Source organism: Olsenella sp. An285, assembly GCF_002159625.1.
Classification (GTDB): domain Bacteria; phylum Actinomycetota; class Coriobacteriia; order Coriobacteriales; family Atopobiaceae; genus Thermophilibacter; species Thermophilibacter avicola.
In genome coordinates, this window is record NZ_NFIZ01000007.1 from 59,427 (window position 1) to 77,321 (window position 17,895).

A 17,895-nucleotide genomic window follows, 5' to 3' on the forward strand; every position below is an offset into this window, starting at 1 on the left:
GGGCGCCGGGCCCGCAAACGCATCAACTCTGCAGCAAACCAATGCGACCGGCCCGCGCCCCGCAGCGCTCCGCCGGCGCTTCCCCACCTATAATGGGACCGTATCGCACGAGAAGAACGGAGCGCCCCGTGAGCACAACCGTGAGCAGCAGCCCGAGCGAGCCCCTCATCAGCGTCCTCATGGTGAACCGCAACCACGCGGACACCATCGGGGAGGCGATCACCAGCGTCCTCTCGCAGACCTGGAGCAACCTCGAGCTCGTGGTGGTGGACGACGGCTCCACGGATGACTCGGTCTCCGTGGTGGAGGGCATCGCGCGCAAGGACCCCCGCGTCCGCCTGCACCGCCTGCCCAGGAACGAGCACATCTGTGCTGCCACCAACAGAGGCTTCACGCTCGTCTCCGGCGAGTGGCTCGCGCGCATAGACTCCGACGACGTCTGGTACCCCACCCGCCTTGAGCGGCAGATGGAGGAGCTCGCGGCGCACCCGGAGTTTGACATCTGCTTCACGTGGGCGGACTGGATAGACGAGAACGGCGACCCCGTCCCCGAGCTCGAGGGCGTCACGGACGTCACATACCCCACGCAGCGCGAGTGGCTCCGCCGCTTCTACTTCGAGGGCAACTGCCTGCTGCACTCCTCCGTCCTCATGCGCATGTCCCTCAGGCGCGAGGTGGGCGACTTCGACCTCGCCTACCGCATGCTCCACGACTTCGACTACTGGGTGCGCGTGGCAAAGAGCCGCAACATCCTCGTGGTGCCCGAGCGGCTCATCGCCATGCGCCACTTCACCCAGCAGGGCAGGAACTCGAGCGAGGCAACGGAGGAGAACGACACCCGCACCTTCAACGAGTACGTGGACATCCGCTCACACTTCTTCGAGGGCATGTCGGACGAGGTCTTCGTGGACGCCTTCTCGGAGGACTTCGTCTGCCCGGACTCCTCCACCAAAGACGAGCTCTCCTGCGAGCGGGCGCTCCTGCTCTGCCGCCCGCAGAGCAACTGGATCGCCAAGGTCAACCCCGCCGGGCTGCGCGCCCTGCGAGAGCTGCTCAACCGGCCGGACGCGCGCGAGCTCCTTGAGCGGCGCTACGGCTTCACCGTGCACAGCTTCTACGAGCTCACGGGCGGCCACTTCTACAACGACGTTCCCCTGCAGCTCTACACCCTCAACACGCAGCGCAGCTACGAGGCCCAGGTGGACCACCTCATAGACGAGTCCCTCGGCCTCCAGGCCAAGAAGCTCGAGCTCGAGGGGGAGATATCCCGTCTGCAGGACGAGAACCGCCGCCTTGGCGAGAAGATCGGCGCGCTCGAGGGCTCCATCAGCTGGCGCCTCACGAGGCCCCTTCGCGCCGCGAGCCGGATCGTGCGCGGCATCGCGCACCCGGCCCCCATCCCCGCGGCGCCGAGCGCGCCGGCCCTGCCGCCCGCCCCGCCCACCGTGCTCGTCCACGCCTTCCTCGCGGGCAACCTGGGTGACGACCTCTTCGTGCGCACGCTCTGCGACCGCTATCCCGACGTGCGCTTCCTCGCGTGCGCGCCCGGCGACTACGAGGGGCGCTTCTCTGACGTGGCCAACCTCGAGATCCGCCCGCCCGCGGAGTTCGGCGGGCTCGTCAAGACCGCGGACGCCGTGGCGCACATCGGCGGATGCTGCTTCGTCCAGCACGAGAAGGACTTCTCGCCCTTCTTCCAGACGGACGAGTACCTCGCCAAGAACGCCCGCCACCTGGTCTTCATGGGGGGCAACTTCGGTCCCTACCAGGACGACTCCTATCTCGATGCCTACCGCGACCTCTTCCGCGGATACGACGGCCTCTCCTTCCGCGACCGCTACTCGGCGGGACTCTTCGAGGGCTACCCCAACGTCCTCTACGCGCCGGACATCCTCTTTGGCTTCCCCGCGCGCAGGGCAGAGAAGCAGAGAAGGGCCGTGGTGGCGCCCATCTCCCTCGCGGGGAGGGACGGCGCCTTCGCCATCTCCCAGCACGCGGAGGCGTACCGTCGCTTCACCGTGAGCTCCGTGAGGGCGCTCCTGGCTCGCGGCTACGAGGTCAGCCTCGTCTCGTTCTGCGAGGCGCAGGGGGACGAGGAGGAGATCGCCTCCGTAGTGGCCGAGCTCTCCGACGAGGAGCGCGCACGCGTGAGCGTCTCCTGCTACCGCCGCCACCCGGACGAAGTGGTCCGCGAGCTCGAGGTCGCCGAGTGCGTGGTGGCGACACGCTTCCACGCCATGGTCCTTGGGTTCGCGCACGGCTGCCGCGTCCTGCCCGTGGTCTACGACCAGAAGACCCGCAAGGTACTGGACGACCTCTCCTACCCGCTCTCCGTCGACGTCTCCGCGCTGGACTCCGCGAGCGCGGAGGACCTGGTGAAGTGGCTCCTCGAAACCAAGCCCCTGGACGCCGCGCCCCTCGCCGATAGGTCCGCCGACCACTTCCGCTTCTTCGACGGCGTGCTGGAGGAAGTCCGCACCGGGCTTCGCGCGCAGGAGCCCCCCGAGCACTGCCAGGTCCTCTTTATCAACGGTACGGACCTCCCCACGCTGCGGCGCTATCGCGTCGAGCACCAGCGCGAGCAGCTCGAGCTCTGGGGCGTCACCACTGGTGAGGTCAACCATCTTGCCGTGTCCGCGCGCGACGCCGATCGCGCGGACGTCTTCGTGATCTACCGCTGCCCCGTGAGCGAGCGGGTCGAGGAGTTCGTCCGTCGCGCGCACGAGCTGGGCAAGAGGGTCTACTTCGACGTCGACGACCTCGTGGTGGACACGCGCTACACGGAGGGTCTGCCCGTAGTTGCCGCCATGTCGCCCGAGGACCGCGAGGTATTCCAGGACGGCGTCAGGCGCACGGGCCTCACGCTCGAGCTCTGCGACGGCGCCATCGTCACCACGGACAGGCTCGCGGAGGAGCTCACCGGGGTGACGCCCACCGTGCTCGTCAACAGGAACGTCGCCTCGCGCGAGATGGCCGCCCACTCCGAGCGCGCCATGCGCACGGTGCGCCGTGACCCCGGGCGCGTGGTGCTGGGGTACTTCAGCGGCTCGATGACGCACAACGCGGACTTCGCCGAGGCGCTGCCCGCCATCGTCTACGTCATGGAGCGTCGCCCCGAGGTCTTCCTCGAGGTCGTGGGCGACCTCGAGCTCCCCGAGGAGCTCGAGCCCCTCTCCGAGCGCGTCATCCACGCCCAGAAGGTCTCCTGGCAGGAGCTTCCCTCCCTCATCGCCACCGCGGACGTCAACCTCGCTCCCCTCGAGCCCACGCTCTTCAACGAGGCCAAGTCCGAGAACAAGTGGACCGAGGCCGCCCTCGTGGGCGTGCCCACCGTCGCGAGCGACTTCGGCGCCTTCGCGAGCGCCATCGAGGACGGCCGGACGGGCCTCCTCTGCTCCACGCGCGAGGACTGGGAGTCCGCCCTGCTGCGCCTCGTGGAAGACGCCGACCTCCGCCGTAAGATCGGCCAGAACGCGCTCGCGCACGTGCGCTCGCGCTGTGTGACCGAGCGAACGGGCTTCTCGCTCGCGCGCCTGCTCGTGGGGGCGCCTGCCGACCTCGAGCACGCCGTTCCCGCAGACGAGGCCGCACGCGCCCGCCTCGTGCGCGAGCACCTGGAGTCGCGCGGGCTCGAGCGTGCGCGCGGCGAGTTCGAGGCCGAGCCCTGGCGCGACTCCGCAATCGCGGACCGGCTCGCCTCCGCCCGTAACGCGGCAAAGGCGGGAAGGGACGTCCTTCTCCTCGTCTACGAGCGTGAGTGCGGGGACGCCGCCACGTTCCGCTACTTTGGCTACAACGTGGCCCAGCGGCTCGGGAGCTCCGAGCGCGCGTTCGCAACGTACCTCTTTGTGGACGAGCTCGGCTCCGAGGAGGGGCGCGCGCTCCTCTCCCTGGCCAACGCCCTCTCCCTCGTGCGCTGCCGCGTGCGACCCGAGCTCGTGACCCTCGCCCGCGAGGCCAAGGCGCGCGGCGTGCGGGTGGCCTACACGATCGACGACAACGCCCTTGGCGCCCAGACCTCCGAGCACATCATCCAGCTCATGGCCACGGACCCCACCAACGACTTCGAGCAGCGCTTCTGGCGAGGCACCACCGAGCGCTTCCGCCTGGCGTCCGAGCTCGCGGACGCCCTCGTGGTCCCCGGGGATTTCTTCGCCGGCCTCCTTCGCGAGCGCGCGGGCAAGCCCGTGCTCGTGCTCCGCTCCTCCGTGAACGACGAGCAGGTGGCGATAGCCGAGCGAATCGTCCGCGACCGCGGCGAGGTGCGCGACGGGCGCTTCCTCGTAGGCTACTTCAGCGGGACCTCCAGCCACCGGGAGGACTTCGCCCTCGTTGAGGACGCCCTCTGCTCCTTCCTCGAGCGCCACGATGACGCTGCCCTGGTCCTGGGCGGCTCCCTCGAGCTCTCCGAGCGCCTGGTCGCCCTCATGGCGCGCGGCCGTGTGATCGCCGTGCCGCGCGTGGACTACGTGACCCTGCAGTACCTCCAGGCGTCCGTGGACGTGGTCCTCGCTCCCCTGGTGGTGGACGAGTTCACCAACTGCAAGAGCGGCCTCAAGGTCTTCGAGGCGGCCATCGTGGGCACGCCGGCCTGCGCCTCCCCCGCCTTCGCCTACCGCGAGGCCATCGAGGAGGGCGTAACCGGCTACGTCTGCGAGACCACCGCGGACTGGGAGCGCGCCCTCGAGGCGCTCCGCTCCGACCGCGACGCCTGCCGCCGGATGGGAGACGCCGCGCGCGTCTACGCGCTCGAGCGCTACTACGGGGACGCGGTGCGCGCGCAGGCCGAGCAGGTGCTCGCTGAGCTCCTCGCCGTCCCCTCGCTCCCCGTTCCGGACGAGGTGGGTCGCGCGGTTTCGGCGAGCGGCGTCACCAACTGGGACGACCCCTTCGAGGCGAGCCCCGCCTTCGCGTAGGCGCCCCCGGCCCCCCACGTTGCGGCCCTTCGGACCAGGGCACGCGTGGGAGGCCCCTGCGCTGCGGAATCTGGGGCCGTGGCACAGCCGTTGCCGCCGACCGGCCCGTTCTTCTCGGCCTTTACTTCGGCGTATATTCTAAAGCGTGAATTACTTCATGCCGCATGATGTTACAGCGAGAAGAGCGGCCGCCCCAGTGACGTCCGGCGTACCTCGGGTCCAAAACGCACAACGCCCGACATTGAATCCGTGCCCCGACCGCCGAAATCGCAACGCTGCAACTGGGTTGACAGATGGCCCGGGGCAAAGCGTCAACCTCGGGGTCGAGCCCAGCCTAGTCGTAGAGGGAGCAGATTCTGTCCGTGAGACTCTCCCAGCTCAGGTCGCGCGCCGTCTTGAGTCCGCCGGCGCGCAGGCACTCGCGCAGGTCGGCGTCGGCCACAAGGCGCTCGACGTAGCTGGCCGCAAGATCATCCTCACCGCGGGAGAAGAGCAGGCAGTTCTCACCGTCCACCAGGTAGGCGGCGTTGCCCTCGTTCGCAAGCACCACCGCCGCCCCGCCGGTGGCCATCATCTCGAGCGGCGGGTACGAGAAGCTCTCCAGCACGCTCGTCTTGAGGAGGATGTGGCACTGACGGTAGATCTCCCCCACCTCCTCGTGGGGAACGGCCTGCAGAAAGCGGTCCACGCGGTAGGTGGGCTTGGGCTCGCCTCGGTAGGAGAGGTACCAGATCTCATAGCGCTCCGGGTCGAGGAGGTCCACGATGGCAAAGCTCTCGTCCACGTTCTTGTACTCGCTCTGGGAGTCGCCCTCTATGAGGATGCGGATCTTCCCGGACCAGTCGCGCTCGCAGGGCGAGAAGAGCGAGAGGTCGATTCCGTTGGGGGCATAGCGCACCGAGTGCCCGTAGTCCGCCTCGAGCCAGTCGCGGCACCACGGTGAGATGGTGCAGTAGGTGACGTCCGGGTTGAGGCCGTAGGTCCTGCACGCGGCCGCGCGCTGCGGGTCGCCGGCGGCGTAGAAGTTGTTCTCCTGGTTCTGCACCAGGTAGAAGCGGCGCCCGACGTTGGGGTAGTACTTCACCGTGTCGAGCGTGGTCCACATGGTGGCAACCATCTTGTCCAGGCGGCCGCGCATCACGGCACCCGCGCACCCAATGACGGGTAGGCGCGCTCCGTCGACCTCCTCCCAGCGCCCGAGCGAGGTGTCCGGCGCCACCAGCGTCACGTCAACGCCGCGACCCTGGAGGATAGCGGCGTGCTTCTTGGCCACGATCACGCCGCCGGAGACGTCGAGCCCCGGGAACACGATAGCGAGGTTGGGACGCTCCTGCCCGCGGATGAAGTTCGCGAGGGGGACGCCGGTGCCGCAGGTCACGTGGTGCGCCACGCACTCGTCGTAGGCGGCGCGGGCAAGGCGCGAGCGCAGGTCCGCGCTGTCGTGGAGGCGCACGAGGGCGTCGTACCACTCGTCCGCCGTGCGGCAGAGCACGCCGTCCACGCCGTCCGTGATGGAGTCCCGGAGCGCGCCCACGGCACTCGCCACCGAGGGGACCTTCACGAGCGCCGCCTCGACCCACTTGTTCTCGGACTTGGCGCGGTTGAAGAGCGTGTCCTCCAGCGGCACCAGGTTGACGTCCACGAAGGAGAGCATCTGCGGGAGGCGCCTCCAGGGCGAGAAGGGCATGCGCACCACGCGGCCCTCAAAGGGCCTGAGCTCCTCGGGGAGGTCGAGCTCGCCCACCACGTGCAGGGTGGCGTCAGGGTAGTCCCCCATGAAGCGCACCACCGCGGGGAGGATCATCTGGAAGTCGTCGTTGTGGGTGATCGATCCGCTGAAGTAGCCCATGGAGAAGCCCGTGCGCTCGGCGCGGCGCCGGCATGCAACCTCCCAGCGGTGACGGTCCTCCTGCGGAACCTGAGACTCGGGGAGCACCGGAAGGACGTCGCGCTCGTAGGCGGCGCGCTCGGAGAGGGCGAGCATCTCCTCGGAGGCCACGTTCCTGTTGACGAAGACCGTCCCCATGTAGCGGCGCAACTCGCGGGCGAGTTCGTCAGTGGTGGTGATCACGCCGTCGCACAGGCGCATGGTCTGACCCATGCGGCGCACGCCGTCGTCGTAACCGGCGCGCTCCTCGGGCGTCATGGTGTTGAGGTACTTGATCTGGTCCGTGTAGACGGTGTCTATCACCAGGTCGTCGATGTCGTAGAGCACGCGCTTGTTGAGCTGGTGCGCGAGGTTCACGAAGTGCTCGATGAAGTCCCAGTACGGGCAGCGGAAGATCACGAAGGTCCGCGCCAGGCGCACGTGGTCCTCCGTGAGGTTCCAGGCGTCGACCTTGCGCGTGGTCATGCCCGCGGACTCGAGCTGCTCCATCTGGTGGTCCACGCGGTAGCGCACGGGGTGCGGGACGGAGTAGTCGCAGCCGTTGATGAAGAGCACGTCGACGTAGTCGTTCATGTCGTCCCGCGGGGCGGGCTGCTTCTTGATGCGGCCGAGGTAGTTCCTCGCGTGCACCTTGAAGCGCTCGGCGGCGGCCTGCGGCCCCTCCTCGCAAAGGACGTACCTGAAGTTGGCCTTGAGCTCGTCCAGACGGCTCATAGCCGCCCTCCTTTCCCGTGGCGCGCGGAGACGCGGTCGTCCCGGCGTCACGCCCAGTTAAGTCGATAGTACCCGCTCCAGGGGTCGAAGCTCGGACTGTGCGAGGGGTCGCCCCCGGAGAGCTCCGGGAACAGCCCGAGCAGCCGAGCGGCGTCGCGCTCCTCGGCGGGCGTGGGGTCGTCACCCATGAGGGAGCGGGGCGAGAGGAGCGTGGCGGTGGCGTAGGGCAGAAAGACGTTGCGAAGCCCGTGGCCGCGAGCTCGGCAGAACGCCTCGGCAAGCGAGTAGCCCGCGGTCTCGAACCCGCCCGCGAGCGAGAGCCCGGCGAGCTCGGGCTCGCGGACGAGGCAGCACTCGGGGTTCACCACGAGCGCGTCGTACGGGCGCTGCGCGCGCCCGACGTAGCCGCCGTCGTCCTGCGGGAGGTAGCGCAGCAGGTGCCCGAGCGAGCCGTCCGGCCGCACCACCATGCCGGCGTAGTCCAGAAGGCCGTCCGCGCGCACCACGCGCGGCGCGACGGCGAAGACCCCGGGCTGGCATGCCTGACCCACCATGAGCTCGAGGGACTCGAGGTCGAGCGCGTGGTCCGGAGACACGTGGAGCACGAGGTCCGCGTCCGGCCCGCAGGCGACCCCCTCGGGCCCGCCAATCGTGACCGAGGCGCCGTGGGCGCGCGCGTACGCGTCGAGCGCGGCGCGGGTCTCGGGACACGCCTCCCCCGCGCACGCAACGCGGACGCTCGGCGCGGGGCTCGGCACCGGGAAGGTGGTCCGGTAGGTGAAGTAGGCCCAGCCGTGCTCAACCCGACCGTCGGAGCCCGTGCGCGCGAGGTGCCTCTCTATCGCGCGCGTGCCCGCGTCCTGGGCGTAGGACTTGCTCGCCGGGTCCCCCGCAGAGGAGCCCGCGCAGATGCGCCAGTGGTAGAGCACCTGGGGCACGCGGACCACGGGCACGGCAAGCTCGGACACCTTGAGGGTGAGGTCGTAGTCCTGCGCGCCCTCCACCTCCGGGCCGGAGAGGCCCACGCGCGCGAGCAGGCCGCGCCTCACCGTGAGCCAGTGAATCACGTAGTTGTTGGAGAGCAGGAAGTCCGGGTTGGGGCCGGGCTTGATGAGCGGCAGCGAGGGACGGCCGAGCTCGTCGATGTTGTCCTCGTCGCAGTAGAGCAGGCCGACCTCGCCGTTCTTCTCGCCAATCGCGCGGACGAGCTCCGCCAGCGCGTACGGCTCCACCACGTCGTCATGGTCGAAGAAGCTCACGTAGTCGCCCGTGCAGTGGGCGATCCCGTGGTTGGTGTTGCCCACGATACCGCAGTTCTCCGCAAGCTCGACCACGCGTATGCGCGGGTCCGCGAGTTCGGAGAGCACGGCGCGCATGCCCTCGTCATCGGGGCTCGCGTTCACGAGCACGAGCTCCCAGCGGTGGTACGTCTGTGCCAGCACGCTCCCCAGCATCTCGCGCAGGAGGGCGGGCGGCGTGCGGTACGCCGGGGTGACGATGCTCATGAGCGGTCCGGGCTCGGGTGCGGGAAGGGCGAGTCGCTCCGCGCGGCGGCGCTCCAGCCACTCGGGGTAGCGCGGGTCCACGGAGGCGTTCGCGATGCGCTCCCCGTAGAAGCGCAGGTGACCCGGCCTGACCGTCTTGCCCACGGCCTCCCGCAGCCGCCCCGCGAGAAAGAGGATCCTGGGACGGTCGTCCCGCACGCGCGCGGCGTACTCGTCCACGCGCCAGCGCGCGCCGCCGGCCTCGATGACGTGAGTGGCGAGAAGGACGGTCTTCTCGTTCCTCACGCCGCGGATGCCGGACTCCTCCTCAAACGTGACGCAGCTCGGGCGCGGGGGCCTCCTCCCCTCCCTCGCGCACGACAGGACGACCCACAGATGGGAGACCGGACCGTCCTCGAACGAGCCCTCGTCGCTGCGGACACAGCCGGCGACGCGCAGGGCGCGTCCCCGTGAGAGCTCCTCGGGGACGAGGGGGTAGCTCTCGAAGTAGGTCCTGAGGCTGAAGTCCCGCATGGGGGCCGTCCGAGAGGGGCACTAGCCCCGGAGCGAGGAGAGCGACGGGTGGGCCTTGTCCTTGTCCGAGAGCACGAGCTTGGCGGGGTCGAAGGCGTCGTCCCCCTCAAGCGCGGGCCACTCGACGCCGATGGCGGGGTCGTCCCACATGAGGCCGCCCTCGTCATTGGGGTGATAGACGTCGTCGCACTTGTAGCAGAACTCGGCCTCGTCCGAGAGCACCAGGAAGCCGTGGGCAAAGCCGCGCGGGACAAAGAACTGGCGGCGGTTCTCGGCGGAGAGGACGACGCCCTCCCACTTGCCGTAGGTGGCGCTGCCGGAGCGCAGGTCCACGGCAACGTCGAAGACCGTGCCGCGCACCACGCGCACGAGCTTGGCCTGCGGGTGGTTGATCTGGAAGTGCAGGCCGCGCAGGACGCCGCGCGTGCTGGAGGACTGGTTGTCCTGGACGAACTCGGCGTCGATGCCGCCGGCCACGAAGTCCGGGCGCTTGTAGGTCTCCATGAAGTAGCCGCGGCGGTCACCGAAGCTCTTGACGTCGACGATCTTCACGCCCTCGATGGAGGTGTCGGTGAAGGTGAAGTTGCCGGAAGTGATGGTGGCCATGGCGTCCTCTCGTCGGGCGGGTTCTACGGCCTCTATGATAACGCGCTTGGCCGGAGACGTGGCCGGGCGAGGGGACGCGCGCGCTGGGCCAGTCGTGAACCACAGCGTCGTTACGCCCTCCGGAGGCGAATCATCGAACCAAAGAGGGCCTGAACCCACACCCCGGCTCAATCCCTACACCCAGAAGAGGAGAACGACAGGTTACGGTTTCCCTGACCTGCCAAGAAAAACGGTTCCTACACCCCCAAGAGTGTAGGAACCGTTCCAAAAGTCCTCTTTATCTGGAGTTGAGCCCCATTCTCACACCCGTCGAAGGGGAGGAACGGGAGCCCGTCCCTACCTCGCCTGCCCCTCAAGCCAGCTGGTGCGAGCGCGAAGCCAGCCCTCGAGGTAGTCCATGTTCCCTGCGTAGGTGGGCGCAGGCTCGATCCAGTCGCTGTAGGATGTGAGACCCCAGAGCACCTGGTTCATCCGCTGCGTGCCAACAAGCTGATTCTCGATATCCCCAAAGGTCTTGAGCGCATCCGAGTCCTCGGACAGGAACTCCCTCAGGACTGGCAGGAGCTCGTCGTCGAGAACCTCCTCGAAACGCTGCGAGACGATGGGACTTGCCATGAACCAGGGCTCCCGCTCCCCGGAGAAGTAGTAGCCCACCGAAGAGTTCATCGACGGGTCGTTAACCCTGACGCCGAACGCGGAGTCGAAGTCCCAGACGGGACCGGCGTAGAACACGTGCCTCATGCCCTCGTCGCTGGCAGAGGGGAGATAGAAGTAGGTGGATGAGGACATCCAGTCGACGTTCTTGGAGAACTCGTTGATCAGATGCGCCCTGACGAGCGAGTCGACGTCAAGATAGTCGGAACACGGGAGGCCCGTCGCGGGATTCACGCCCTCGGCGCTGCAGCTGTCTATCGCCTCCTGCATAAGCTCGCTCACATAGAGCATCTGGGCCTGGGAGAGGTTCTCCGGCTCCTTGACCACGAAGTAGCCCTCCGAGGTCTCGAACCAGCAGCGCTCTCCCTGGTAGTAGGCGTTGTCGAGCTCGATGAGGTAGCCTCCGGAGATGTCGGCGGGATCCGCGACGCCCTCGACGTACTGTACCGAGAAACCGTACCTGTTTGTCGTCTGGGCAACGGGAAGCTCCTCGACGTCCACCCCCTCGTTTGCCTCCTCGATGTCATCCTCGAGCTTGTGGATGTCCACGCGACCGTCGTTAACCTCAACCTTCTCTGAGAGCAGGTACGTGCCGCGGTACTCCCCGTCGTAGTAGAGGTCCACGGGCTCGCACTCGGGCGTTCCCTCGAGACCGAGCGCGGAGGCGATCTCAAACGCGACGGAGTTGTGGGCGAGCGTCACGTCGATGGCTTCCGCGAGAAGGACCCATGTCTTGTTCTCGTTGTCCTCGTTGCCGGTCTGGAGCAGGTCGCACTTCTTGTCGAGCTTGATCTGATAGGGCTTCTTGTCCGCCTGCCAGGTGGAGTTGCCGCGCCCCTTGATCTGGGTGAGCTCACCGTCGTAGACGATGCCGCCCTCCGACGTCACGAGCGTCATCGACCCCTTTGACTTGGCAGAGTGATCGGGACTGGCCTCGACGAAGTGGCGCCCCTCGTTCTGCGGGTCCTCGCTCGTGAGGTACAGCGAGCTCACGCTGGAAGAGACCATGATGGTGAGCGACTGCTCGGTCGCGTGGGCAGAGGTCCCGTAGCGAAGCACGCGAGAGCCGTCGATTCCGACCGGGAGCGCGCTCAGGTCGAGGGAGCCCCCGCCCACGACGGAAGAGAGACTGTCGGAGCCGTCGAGCGAGACGCGGACCTCGCCGAACCAGTCGGGAAAGCTCAGCTCCACCGCGGAGAGGTCGGCATTGGAGGGGAGGAACAGGTAACTCTCCCCGCCCTCAGCCGCGGAGAGCACCGTGGTCCCCAGACCGTCCCCGCACGCCACGCGGGCCTCCACGGTGGGCGCCACCACGTCGCGATGGAACACGGTGAGCATCTTCGCAGCATGGGCGCGTTGCGCAGTCCTCTGGGGCATGATGAGGGGCGCGCCCGTAGAGAGGTCGCCCGTGAGGATGCCCTCGTCCGCAGCCCAGCTCACCGCCTCGAGGGCGAAGTCTGAGACGGCCGCGGCGTCTCCCATCCCCGAAAGAGCCTCGCCGTCACTGGAGACTTCGAGCCCTGCGACCTCCCCCGCATAGCTCGCCAACATCTTGGCAAGCTGCTCGCGGGTAACCGGGTCGGCGGGGCCAAAGAGACCGTTCTCGTAGCCGGACACGACTCCCTCGGAACACGCCCAGGTCACGGCGTCGGCATAGAAGGACGCCTCGGAGTAGTCGCAGTCGGGAAAGGAGACGGGGGCACCCTGCGAGGCGGGCTCGCCGGCCATCCGCCAGAGTATGGTCACGGCCTCGGCGCGAGTAACGGGCTGCGCGGGACCAAAAGTTCCGTCGGCGTAGCCGGAGATGAGGTCGTGGTCCTCCACGTAGTCGAGGTAGCCGTCGGTCACATACCAGTCGGTCTCGGGGACGTCGGGAAAACCGATGTAGGCAGCCTGCGCCGGAGCGGGTGCGGCAGCAACAAGGCCAGCGGCAAGCACAAGTGCCGAAAGGACCGCGGCGGGCGATAGAGCGGCTCTTCGAGTCATGGAGTTTGTCCTCGTTTCTACTAGACGCTGCAGGCAACCATAGAGGAGATTCTTGAGGCCGATGCAAGCGGAGCGTTTGCTTCGGTGGGCGAGAAGGACGCGTCGGCGGACGGGGGTCCTAGCCCTCGCGTCGTCCCCGTTCGCGCCTGTAGGCCTCCGTCACTCGAAGCTCCCAGTCTCTTCTGTGGCCCTTGACCACGGTGTCCAGAATGAGCCCGCAGACCAAAAGCAGCGCTCCCAGACCGCAGAAAGCAACGGCTGCCACGGCGGTGGGAAGTCGCTCGACGAGGCCCGTCTCGACAAACTCAAGAATCACCGGAATCCCCAGCACCAGACCAACCGCAAAGAAGAAAGCAGCGAGAAGCGAGAAGAACGGCAGCGGCTTGTAGTCCTTGAAGAGCGAGAAGATCATGCCCAGGACCTTGAGTCCGTCCGAGAAGGTGTTGAGCTTGGAGACGGAGCCCTCGGGACGGTCGCGGTACTCGATGGGCACCTGCTGGATGCGCCAGCGCTTGTCAGCGGCGTGGATGGAGAGCTCGGTCTCAATCTGGAACCCCGGGGAGAGCACAGGCAGGGTCTCGGCGAAGACGCGGCTGAACGAGCGGTAGCCCGTCATGATATCCGTGTACTGGTAGCCGTAGAGGCGGTTGATGAGCCAGCGCACGAGGTCGTTGCCAAACCCGTGGAAGGCGCGCTTGTTCTCCTCGCCGTAGGTGCCGTTGGAGAGGCGGTCCCCCACCACGGTGTCGGCCTCGTCGGCCATGAGCGGGGCCAGCAGCGCGGGCGCGAACTCAGCCGGGTAGGTGTCGTCGCCGTCCGCCATGATGTAGTAGTCAGCGTCGATGTCGCGCAGCATCTGACGCACCACGTTGCCCTTGCCCTGGCGCGGCTCGAAGCGCACCACGGCCCCGTGCTCGCGGGCGATGGCAGAGGTGTCATCCGAAGAATTGTTGTCGTAGACGTAGATCGTGGCACCAGGCAGCTCGCGGGCAAAGTCATCGATCACCTTGCCGATGGTGAGCGCCTCGTTGTAGCAGGGCAGAAGCACTGCGACCCCGGAATAGTCACATTCATTACTCATTGACACGGTACAATCCTCCTCCCGCATACGTGCCCAACAAGGTTACATCACATGGACGGCAAGGAGACAGGTTGTGGTCGTAAGCGCCGCAACAAGGACCAGGCCGAGAATTGTGGGCAGAAGCGGATAGGACACGAAAGTCCGATTTCCGTCGCTCGGGTCTCCCCCGTCAAGGCGAGCCGGGGCGAGATTCGTCCCCTCGGGGTGACGGGGTCGCAGAAGCAGTGCCAGCGCAAGGAGCATCGGGAAGACGAGGGGGGTGAAGTATCGGGTCTGCACGCCCTTTACCACCTCGTTCCCAAGCGGCGTGAACTGGAGATACATTGCGAGGTATATCAGGAGGACGATGAGCGCTGACAGAGCCGCAAGACCTGCGGCGAGACCGACGGACACCCTACCGTCCACCCGTCTCCTCTCGAGCTCGAGAACCTCTGGAGCGAAGGCGAGCAGGAGAGCAATGACGACAATCCAGCTCGCGCTGGAGACATTTCCGCTATAGGGGGTCGCGGAGCTCAGGGCCAGAACATCGGTCTTGAGCAGAGTCGAGAGGGCGGCACCGAGAAACGCACACGGGTCCTGAAGCACAAGCCTGAGCTGCTCGTCTGGTTCAATCTTGCTAGACCACATGACCCCGGTGTTGACGCCGGCAACCCGGAGGTACCAAAGAACGAACGCAAGCAGGGACACGGTCCCTATCACCCCAACGACGACGAGCCTGCGCGGAGTCCTGAAATCCCTCCTCAGAAGCGGCAGCATCGGGAGGAGGAGGCCAAAGGGAACGTACGTCGTCTTGGCGAGGCAGAGGCAAAGCGTCGAGATCGCAAGAGCGACCCACGTGCCGCGCCCCACGCTCTCGCACCAGAGCATCCGCACGATACTGGCCACGAGGATGGATGCGAAAACAAAGGACATGGAATCCGCGCTCACCACCGCAGAGGCGGCAACGGACTGGGGGAGCACGGCTACGAGACCAAAGAGGCGTCGCCCAACGGGCAGAAGGAGAATGCAGAGGAGCGACCCCACAGCATATGCGAGCACCCCACAGAGTCTCATCGTCAAGATGACAATCAATGGGTCTGCCGAGAAGAGCGTGGCGAGCAGGTAGCCCACAACCTGCGGAAGATAGCTCAACGGGGAGTTCACCGCCGTGTTGGGAAACAGCCAGGTTACTGAGGCCTCCCCCATCACACCATCGGAGGCAAGGGCGGGGTCATCCCACGTCGGGAAGTCATAGAGCTGATGCCCGTCCTCATCGTAGAACGACAGGTTGCCAGTGACCATAAGCTCATAGAGGGCAGCATCGGTCTCTCCCCCATACAGGTCGTACTCGTCGGAGGATGGCGAGACGAGCGTGGTGTCCAGCCCCTCCGACGATACCCTCACCGGCAGAAACATCCCCTCTGAGATCTGCTCGACCCGAGCAACGTGCATGGGCTCGTCCAGCCCCGCCCCCGCCGGAAGGGAGAACGCGATGACGGAGCCACATATGAGCGTGAGCACGAACGCGGCAAGAGCCAGCGCAAGTGTCTGCCGATCAAACCGCTTTATCGTGCACCCCCATTTGCTCCGCCGCCCAAAAGCATCGGACGGATCATTCGACAGACCCCTCGAAGAACTCCAGAACCGCGCGAATCACGGCCTCGCGGTCCTTCTCGGAGAGCCCGTAGTACATGGGCAGGCGCAGCAGACGATCGCTCTCGCGCGTGGTGTAGACGTCCTCGCCGGCAAAGCGCCCGAAGCGCAGGCCCGCCGGAGAGCTGTGGAGCGGCACGTAGTGGAAGACCGCCATCACGCCACGCCTCTTGAGATGCTCGATGAGCGCGGTCCTCTCGTTCAGGTCCGCAGCCTTGAGATAGAACATGTGCGCGTTGTGGACGCATCCCTCCGGCACCACCGGCAGGTCGACCCGTCCGGCCTCTGCGAGGGGCCGGAGCGCCTCGTAGTAGGCGTGCCAGGTGGCGAGTCGGTCGTTGTTGATCCTGTCCGCCTGCTCGAGCTGGCCCCAGAGGTAGGCCGCATTGAGATCGCTCTGGAGATAGGAGCTGCCGCGGTCGACCCAGGTGTACTTGTCCACCTGCCCAAGGCGGAAGAGAGAGCGGTTGGTGCCCTTCTCCCGAATGATCTCCGCGCGCTGAATGTAGGCAGGGTCGTTGATGACGAGGGCGCCGCCCTCCCCCATCGAGTAGTTCTTGGTCTCGTGGAAGGAGTAGCAGCCGAAGGTCCCGATGGTCCCGAGCGCTCGCCCGTGATAGGTGCTCATGACGCCCTGTGCGGCGTCCTCCACCACAAGGAGATCGTGCCGACGCGCTATACGGACGATCTCGTCCATCTCGCAGGCAACGCCTGCGTAGTGCACGGGAACGATGACGCGCGTGCGCTCGGTGATGGCGGCCTCGATCTTGGTCTCGTCCATGTTCATGGTGTCCGGGCGCACGTCGACGAAGACGAGCTCGGCCCCCATCGCCTGGAAGGCGGTGGCCGTGGAGGAGAACGTGAAGCTGGGGAGGATCACCTCGTCGCCCGGCTTCAGGTCGCAGAGGACGGCGGCCATCTCGAGCGCCGCGGTCCCGCTCGTGGTGAGCAGGACTTTCTCCGCCCCAAAGCGCTCCTCCATCCAGGCGTGGCAGCGGCGTGAGAAAGGCCCGTCGCCGCAGATCTTGTGGTTGACCTCGGCCGCCTCGCGGACGTACTCCATCTCTGTACCCACGTAGGGCGGAACGTTGAAGTCGATCATCTGACACCTCCCCGTGCAAGCGCTCGCCCGTAGTCAGCGCGCTCGCTGTGATAGAGCATTTCGTGACCGCTCTCGTCCGTCACGGACACGGCAGAGAAGACCTCGTCCGTGAGGGCGTCCAGTCGCTCGCGGCTCTCCGCCGCAAGGTACGCGCGGACCACATAGGGCTTTGCCCCGACCGCGTGCGAGATGACGTCCCCCGGCTCATAGTACCTGATGACCTGCTCCACACCCTCGGTGACGCCCGGCACGGGAACCCCCTCGACGGAGGCTACGGTGCCTTCGTACCCGTGGAAGTAGAGGCCGGCGGCGCACCGCGCGAGATGAGGGTCGTGACCCTCAAGGCGTGAGGCGAGGAGGTCCGGTTCGAGGGCGGTGTCGAGCAGGAGGTCCTCGACGCACAGCGTTCCGTTGGTGGCGAGTTCGAGCAGCTCGTGCTCGTACCCAAAGACGCGACCGGCGCACTCGCACACCTGGATGCCGCGCTCGGGCGACCAGAAGAACTGCATGCAGAGCGGCCCCGCCTCCATGCCTACGTAGCCGGCAACGCGGGACACGATGTCTCGCGCCTCGCCGATCACGAGGTCCGTGAGGACGCTCGGGTAGACGATGCGGCTCACGTGGGGCGTGACGTTGGGGAGCTCACGGCTCTTCTCTCGGTCGGCGATCTCGAGCACCACTGGGCCACCGTCGACCACCCAGGTCATCATGTTGAACTCATAGCCGTCGTTGTACTCCTCCACGAGGATGGAGTCGCCCTCGGAGTAGGCAGCAACGTCGTCGAAGCGCTCGAAGACCTCTCCGGCGGAGTCCAGCAGGAAGACACCATGCGATCCCCAGGCGTTCCGGGGCTTGGTGACAACGGGGAACGAGAGCGGGGCCAGGTCCCACTCGAGCGAATCCCGCCTCACGAGGGCGGTTTTGGGATAGGGAACCCCGAGCTCGTCGAACATGCGCTTCATCAGGGTCTTGTCGCGCAGAGTGGCAAGGCGCTCAGGCGAGAGGTAGAACGGGAGCTCCGCCTCGCGCGCGATGGCGGCGGCGCACTCCGCCAGCAGGTCCGAGTAGGCGGTGACGATGCCGGCCACCTGCTCCCTGCGGCACACGTCGGCAACGGCGCGGGCGTCCCTGATGTCGATGTCGTAGCTGACGTCGGCAGCGCGCTTGGCGGGTCCGTCGGGGTACCCGTCGCAGACGACGGTCCTAACGCCGCGAGCGCGCGCGTGCTCAACGAGCTCGACGAACTCGTCCATCGAGCCAAGAATCATCAAGGAGGGTCGGTCATGGAGCTGCATGTC

The 17,895-nt window shown here is 66.9% G+C and carries 9 protein-coding genes; 1 reads left to right on the forward strand and 8 read right to left on the reverse strand.

Features of this window, described 5'->3' with window-relative positions; genetic code table 11:
• Positions 1 to 128: 128 nt before the first annotated feature.
• The gene (locus tag B5F79_RS06215; RefSeq protein WP_158094853.1) at positions 129 to 4,916 is read left to right on the forward strand and encodes a glycosyltransferase; all 4,788 of its coding nucleotides are present in this window, start codon (positions 129 to 131) and stop codon (positions 4,914 to 4,916) included.
• A gap of 334 nt (positions 4,917 to 5,250) precedes the next feature.
• Here the strand turns inward: B5F79_RS06215 and B5F79_RS06220 are convergent, their stop codons facing one another.
• The 8 genes from B5F79_RS06220 to B5F79_RS06255 all read right to left on the reverse strand — a co-directional run bounded on the left by B5F79_RS06220 (position 5,251) and on the right by B5F79_RS06255 (position 17,892).
• A complete protein-coding gene (locus B5F79_RS06220; protein WP_087218933.1) occupies positions 5,251 to 7,518 on the reverse strand; it encodes a glycosyltransferase in 2,268 nt (755 codons plus the stop codon).
• A gap of 47 nt (positions 7,519 to 7,565) precedes the next feature.
• Complete coding sequence (locus tag B5F79_RS06225; RefSeq protein ID WP_087218936.1) at positions 7,566 to 9,536, reverse strand: glycosyltransferase; 1,971 nt, start codon at positions 9,534 to 9,536, stop codon at positions 7,566 to 7,568.
• Between the two features lie 21 nt (positions 9,537 to 9,557).
• Complete coding sequence (rfbC, locus tag B5F79_RS06230) at positions 9,558 to 10,142, reverse strand: dTDP-4-dehydrorhamnose 3,5-epimerase (protein ID WP_087218939.1); 585 nt, start codon at positions 10,140 to 10,142, stop codon at positions 9,558 to 9,560.
• Positions 10,143 to 10,478: 336 nt separating this feature from the next.
• Positions 10,479 to 12,782, reverse strand: a complete 2,304-nt coding sequence (locus B5F79_RS06235; RefSeq protein WP_087218942.1) for an S-layer homology domain-containing protein — start codon at positions 12,780 to 12,782, stop codon at positions 10,479 to 10,481.
• A 118-nt stretch (positions 12,783 to 12,900) separates the two neighbouring features.
• On the reverse strand, positions 12,901 to 13,830 hold the full coding sequence (locus tag B5F79_RS06240; protein WP_241147263.1) for a glycosyltransferase family 2 protein: 930 nt from the start codon (positions 13,828 to 13,830) through the stop codon (positions 12,901 to 12,903).
• 75 nt (positions 13,831 to 13,905) lie between these two features.
• Positions 13,906 to 15,363 (reverse strand): DUF2142 domain-containing protein, encoded by a 1,458-nt coding sequence (locus tag B5F79_RS06245; RefSeq protein ID WP_158094854.1) that lies wholly within the window; start codon positions 15,361 to 15,363, stop codon positions 13,906 to 13,908.
• 91 nt (positions 15,364 to 15,454) lie between these two features.
• Positions 15,455 to 16,597 carry a dTDP-4-amino-4,6-dideoxygalactose transaminase gene (gene rffA / locus B5F79_RS06250; protein WP_087218950.1) on the reverse strand — a complete coding sequence of 381 codons (1,143 nt, stop codon included), beginning with the start codon at positions 16,595 to 16,597 and terminating at the stop codon, positions 15,455 to 15,457.
• Positions 16,594 to 17,892 carry an ATP-grasp domain-containing protein gene (locus B5F79_RS06255; RefSeq protein WP_087218954.1) on the reverse strand — a complete coding sequence of 433 codons (1,299 nt, stop codon included), beginning with the start codon at positions 17,890 to 17,892 and terminating at the stop codon, positions 16,594 to 16,596. The genes rffA and B5F79_RS06255 overlap by 4 nt, the downstream gene beginning before the upstream one ends.
• Between the last annotated feature and the right edge of the window lie 3 nt (positions 17,893 to 17,895).

Coding starts and splice junctions, on each gene's coding strand:
- B5F79_RS06220 (WP_087218933.1), bottom strand. CDS start 7,518: ATGAGCCGTCTGGACGAGCTCAAGGCCAACTTCAGGTACGTCCTTTGC.
- B5F79_RS06225 (WP_087218936.1), bottom strand. CDS start 9,536: ATGCGGGACTTCAGCCTCAGGACCTACTTCGAGAGCTACCCCCTCGTC.
- rfbC (WP_087218939.1), bottom strand. CDS start 10,142: ATGGCCACCATCACTTCCGGCAACTTCACCTTCACCGACACCTCCATC.
- B5F79_RS06235 (WP_087218942.1), bottom strand. CDS start 12,782: ATGACTCGAAGAGCCGCTCTATCGCCCGCCGCGGTCCTTTCGGCACTT.
- rffA (WP_087218950.1), bottom strand. CDS start 16,597: ATGATCGACTTCAACGTTCCGCCCTACGTGGGTACAGAGATGGAGTAC.
- B5F79_RS06255 (WP_087218954.1), bottom strand. CDS start 17,892: ATGCAGCTCCATGACCGACCCTCCTTGATGATTCTTGGCTCGATGGAC.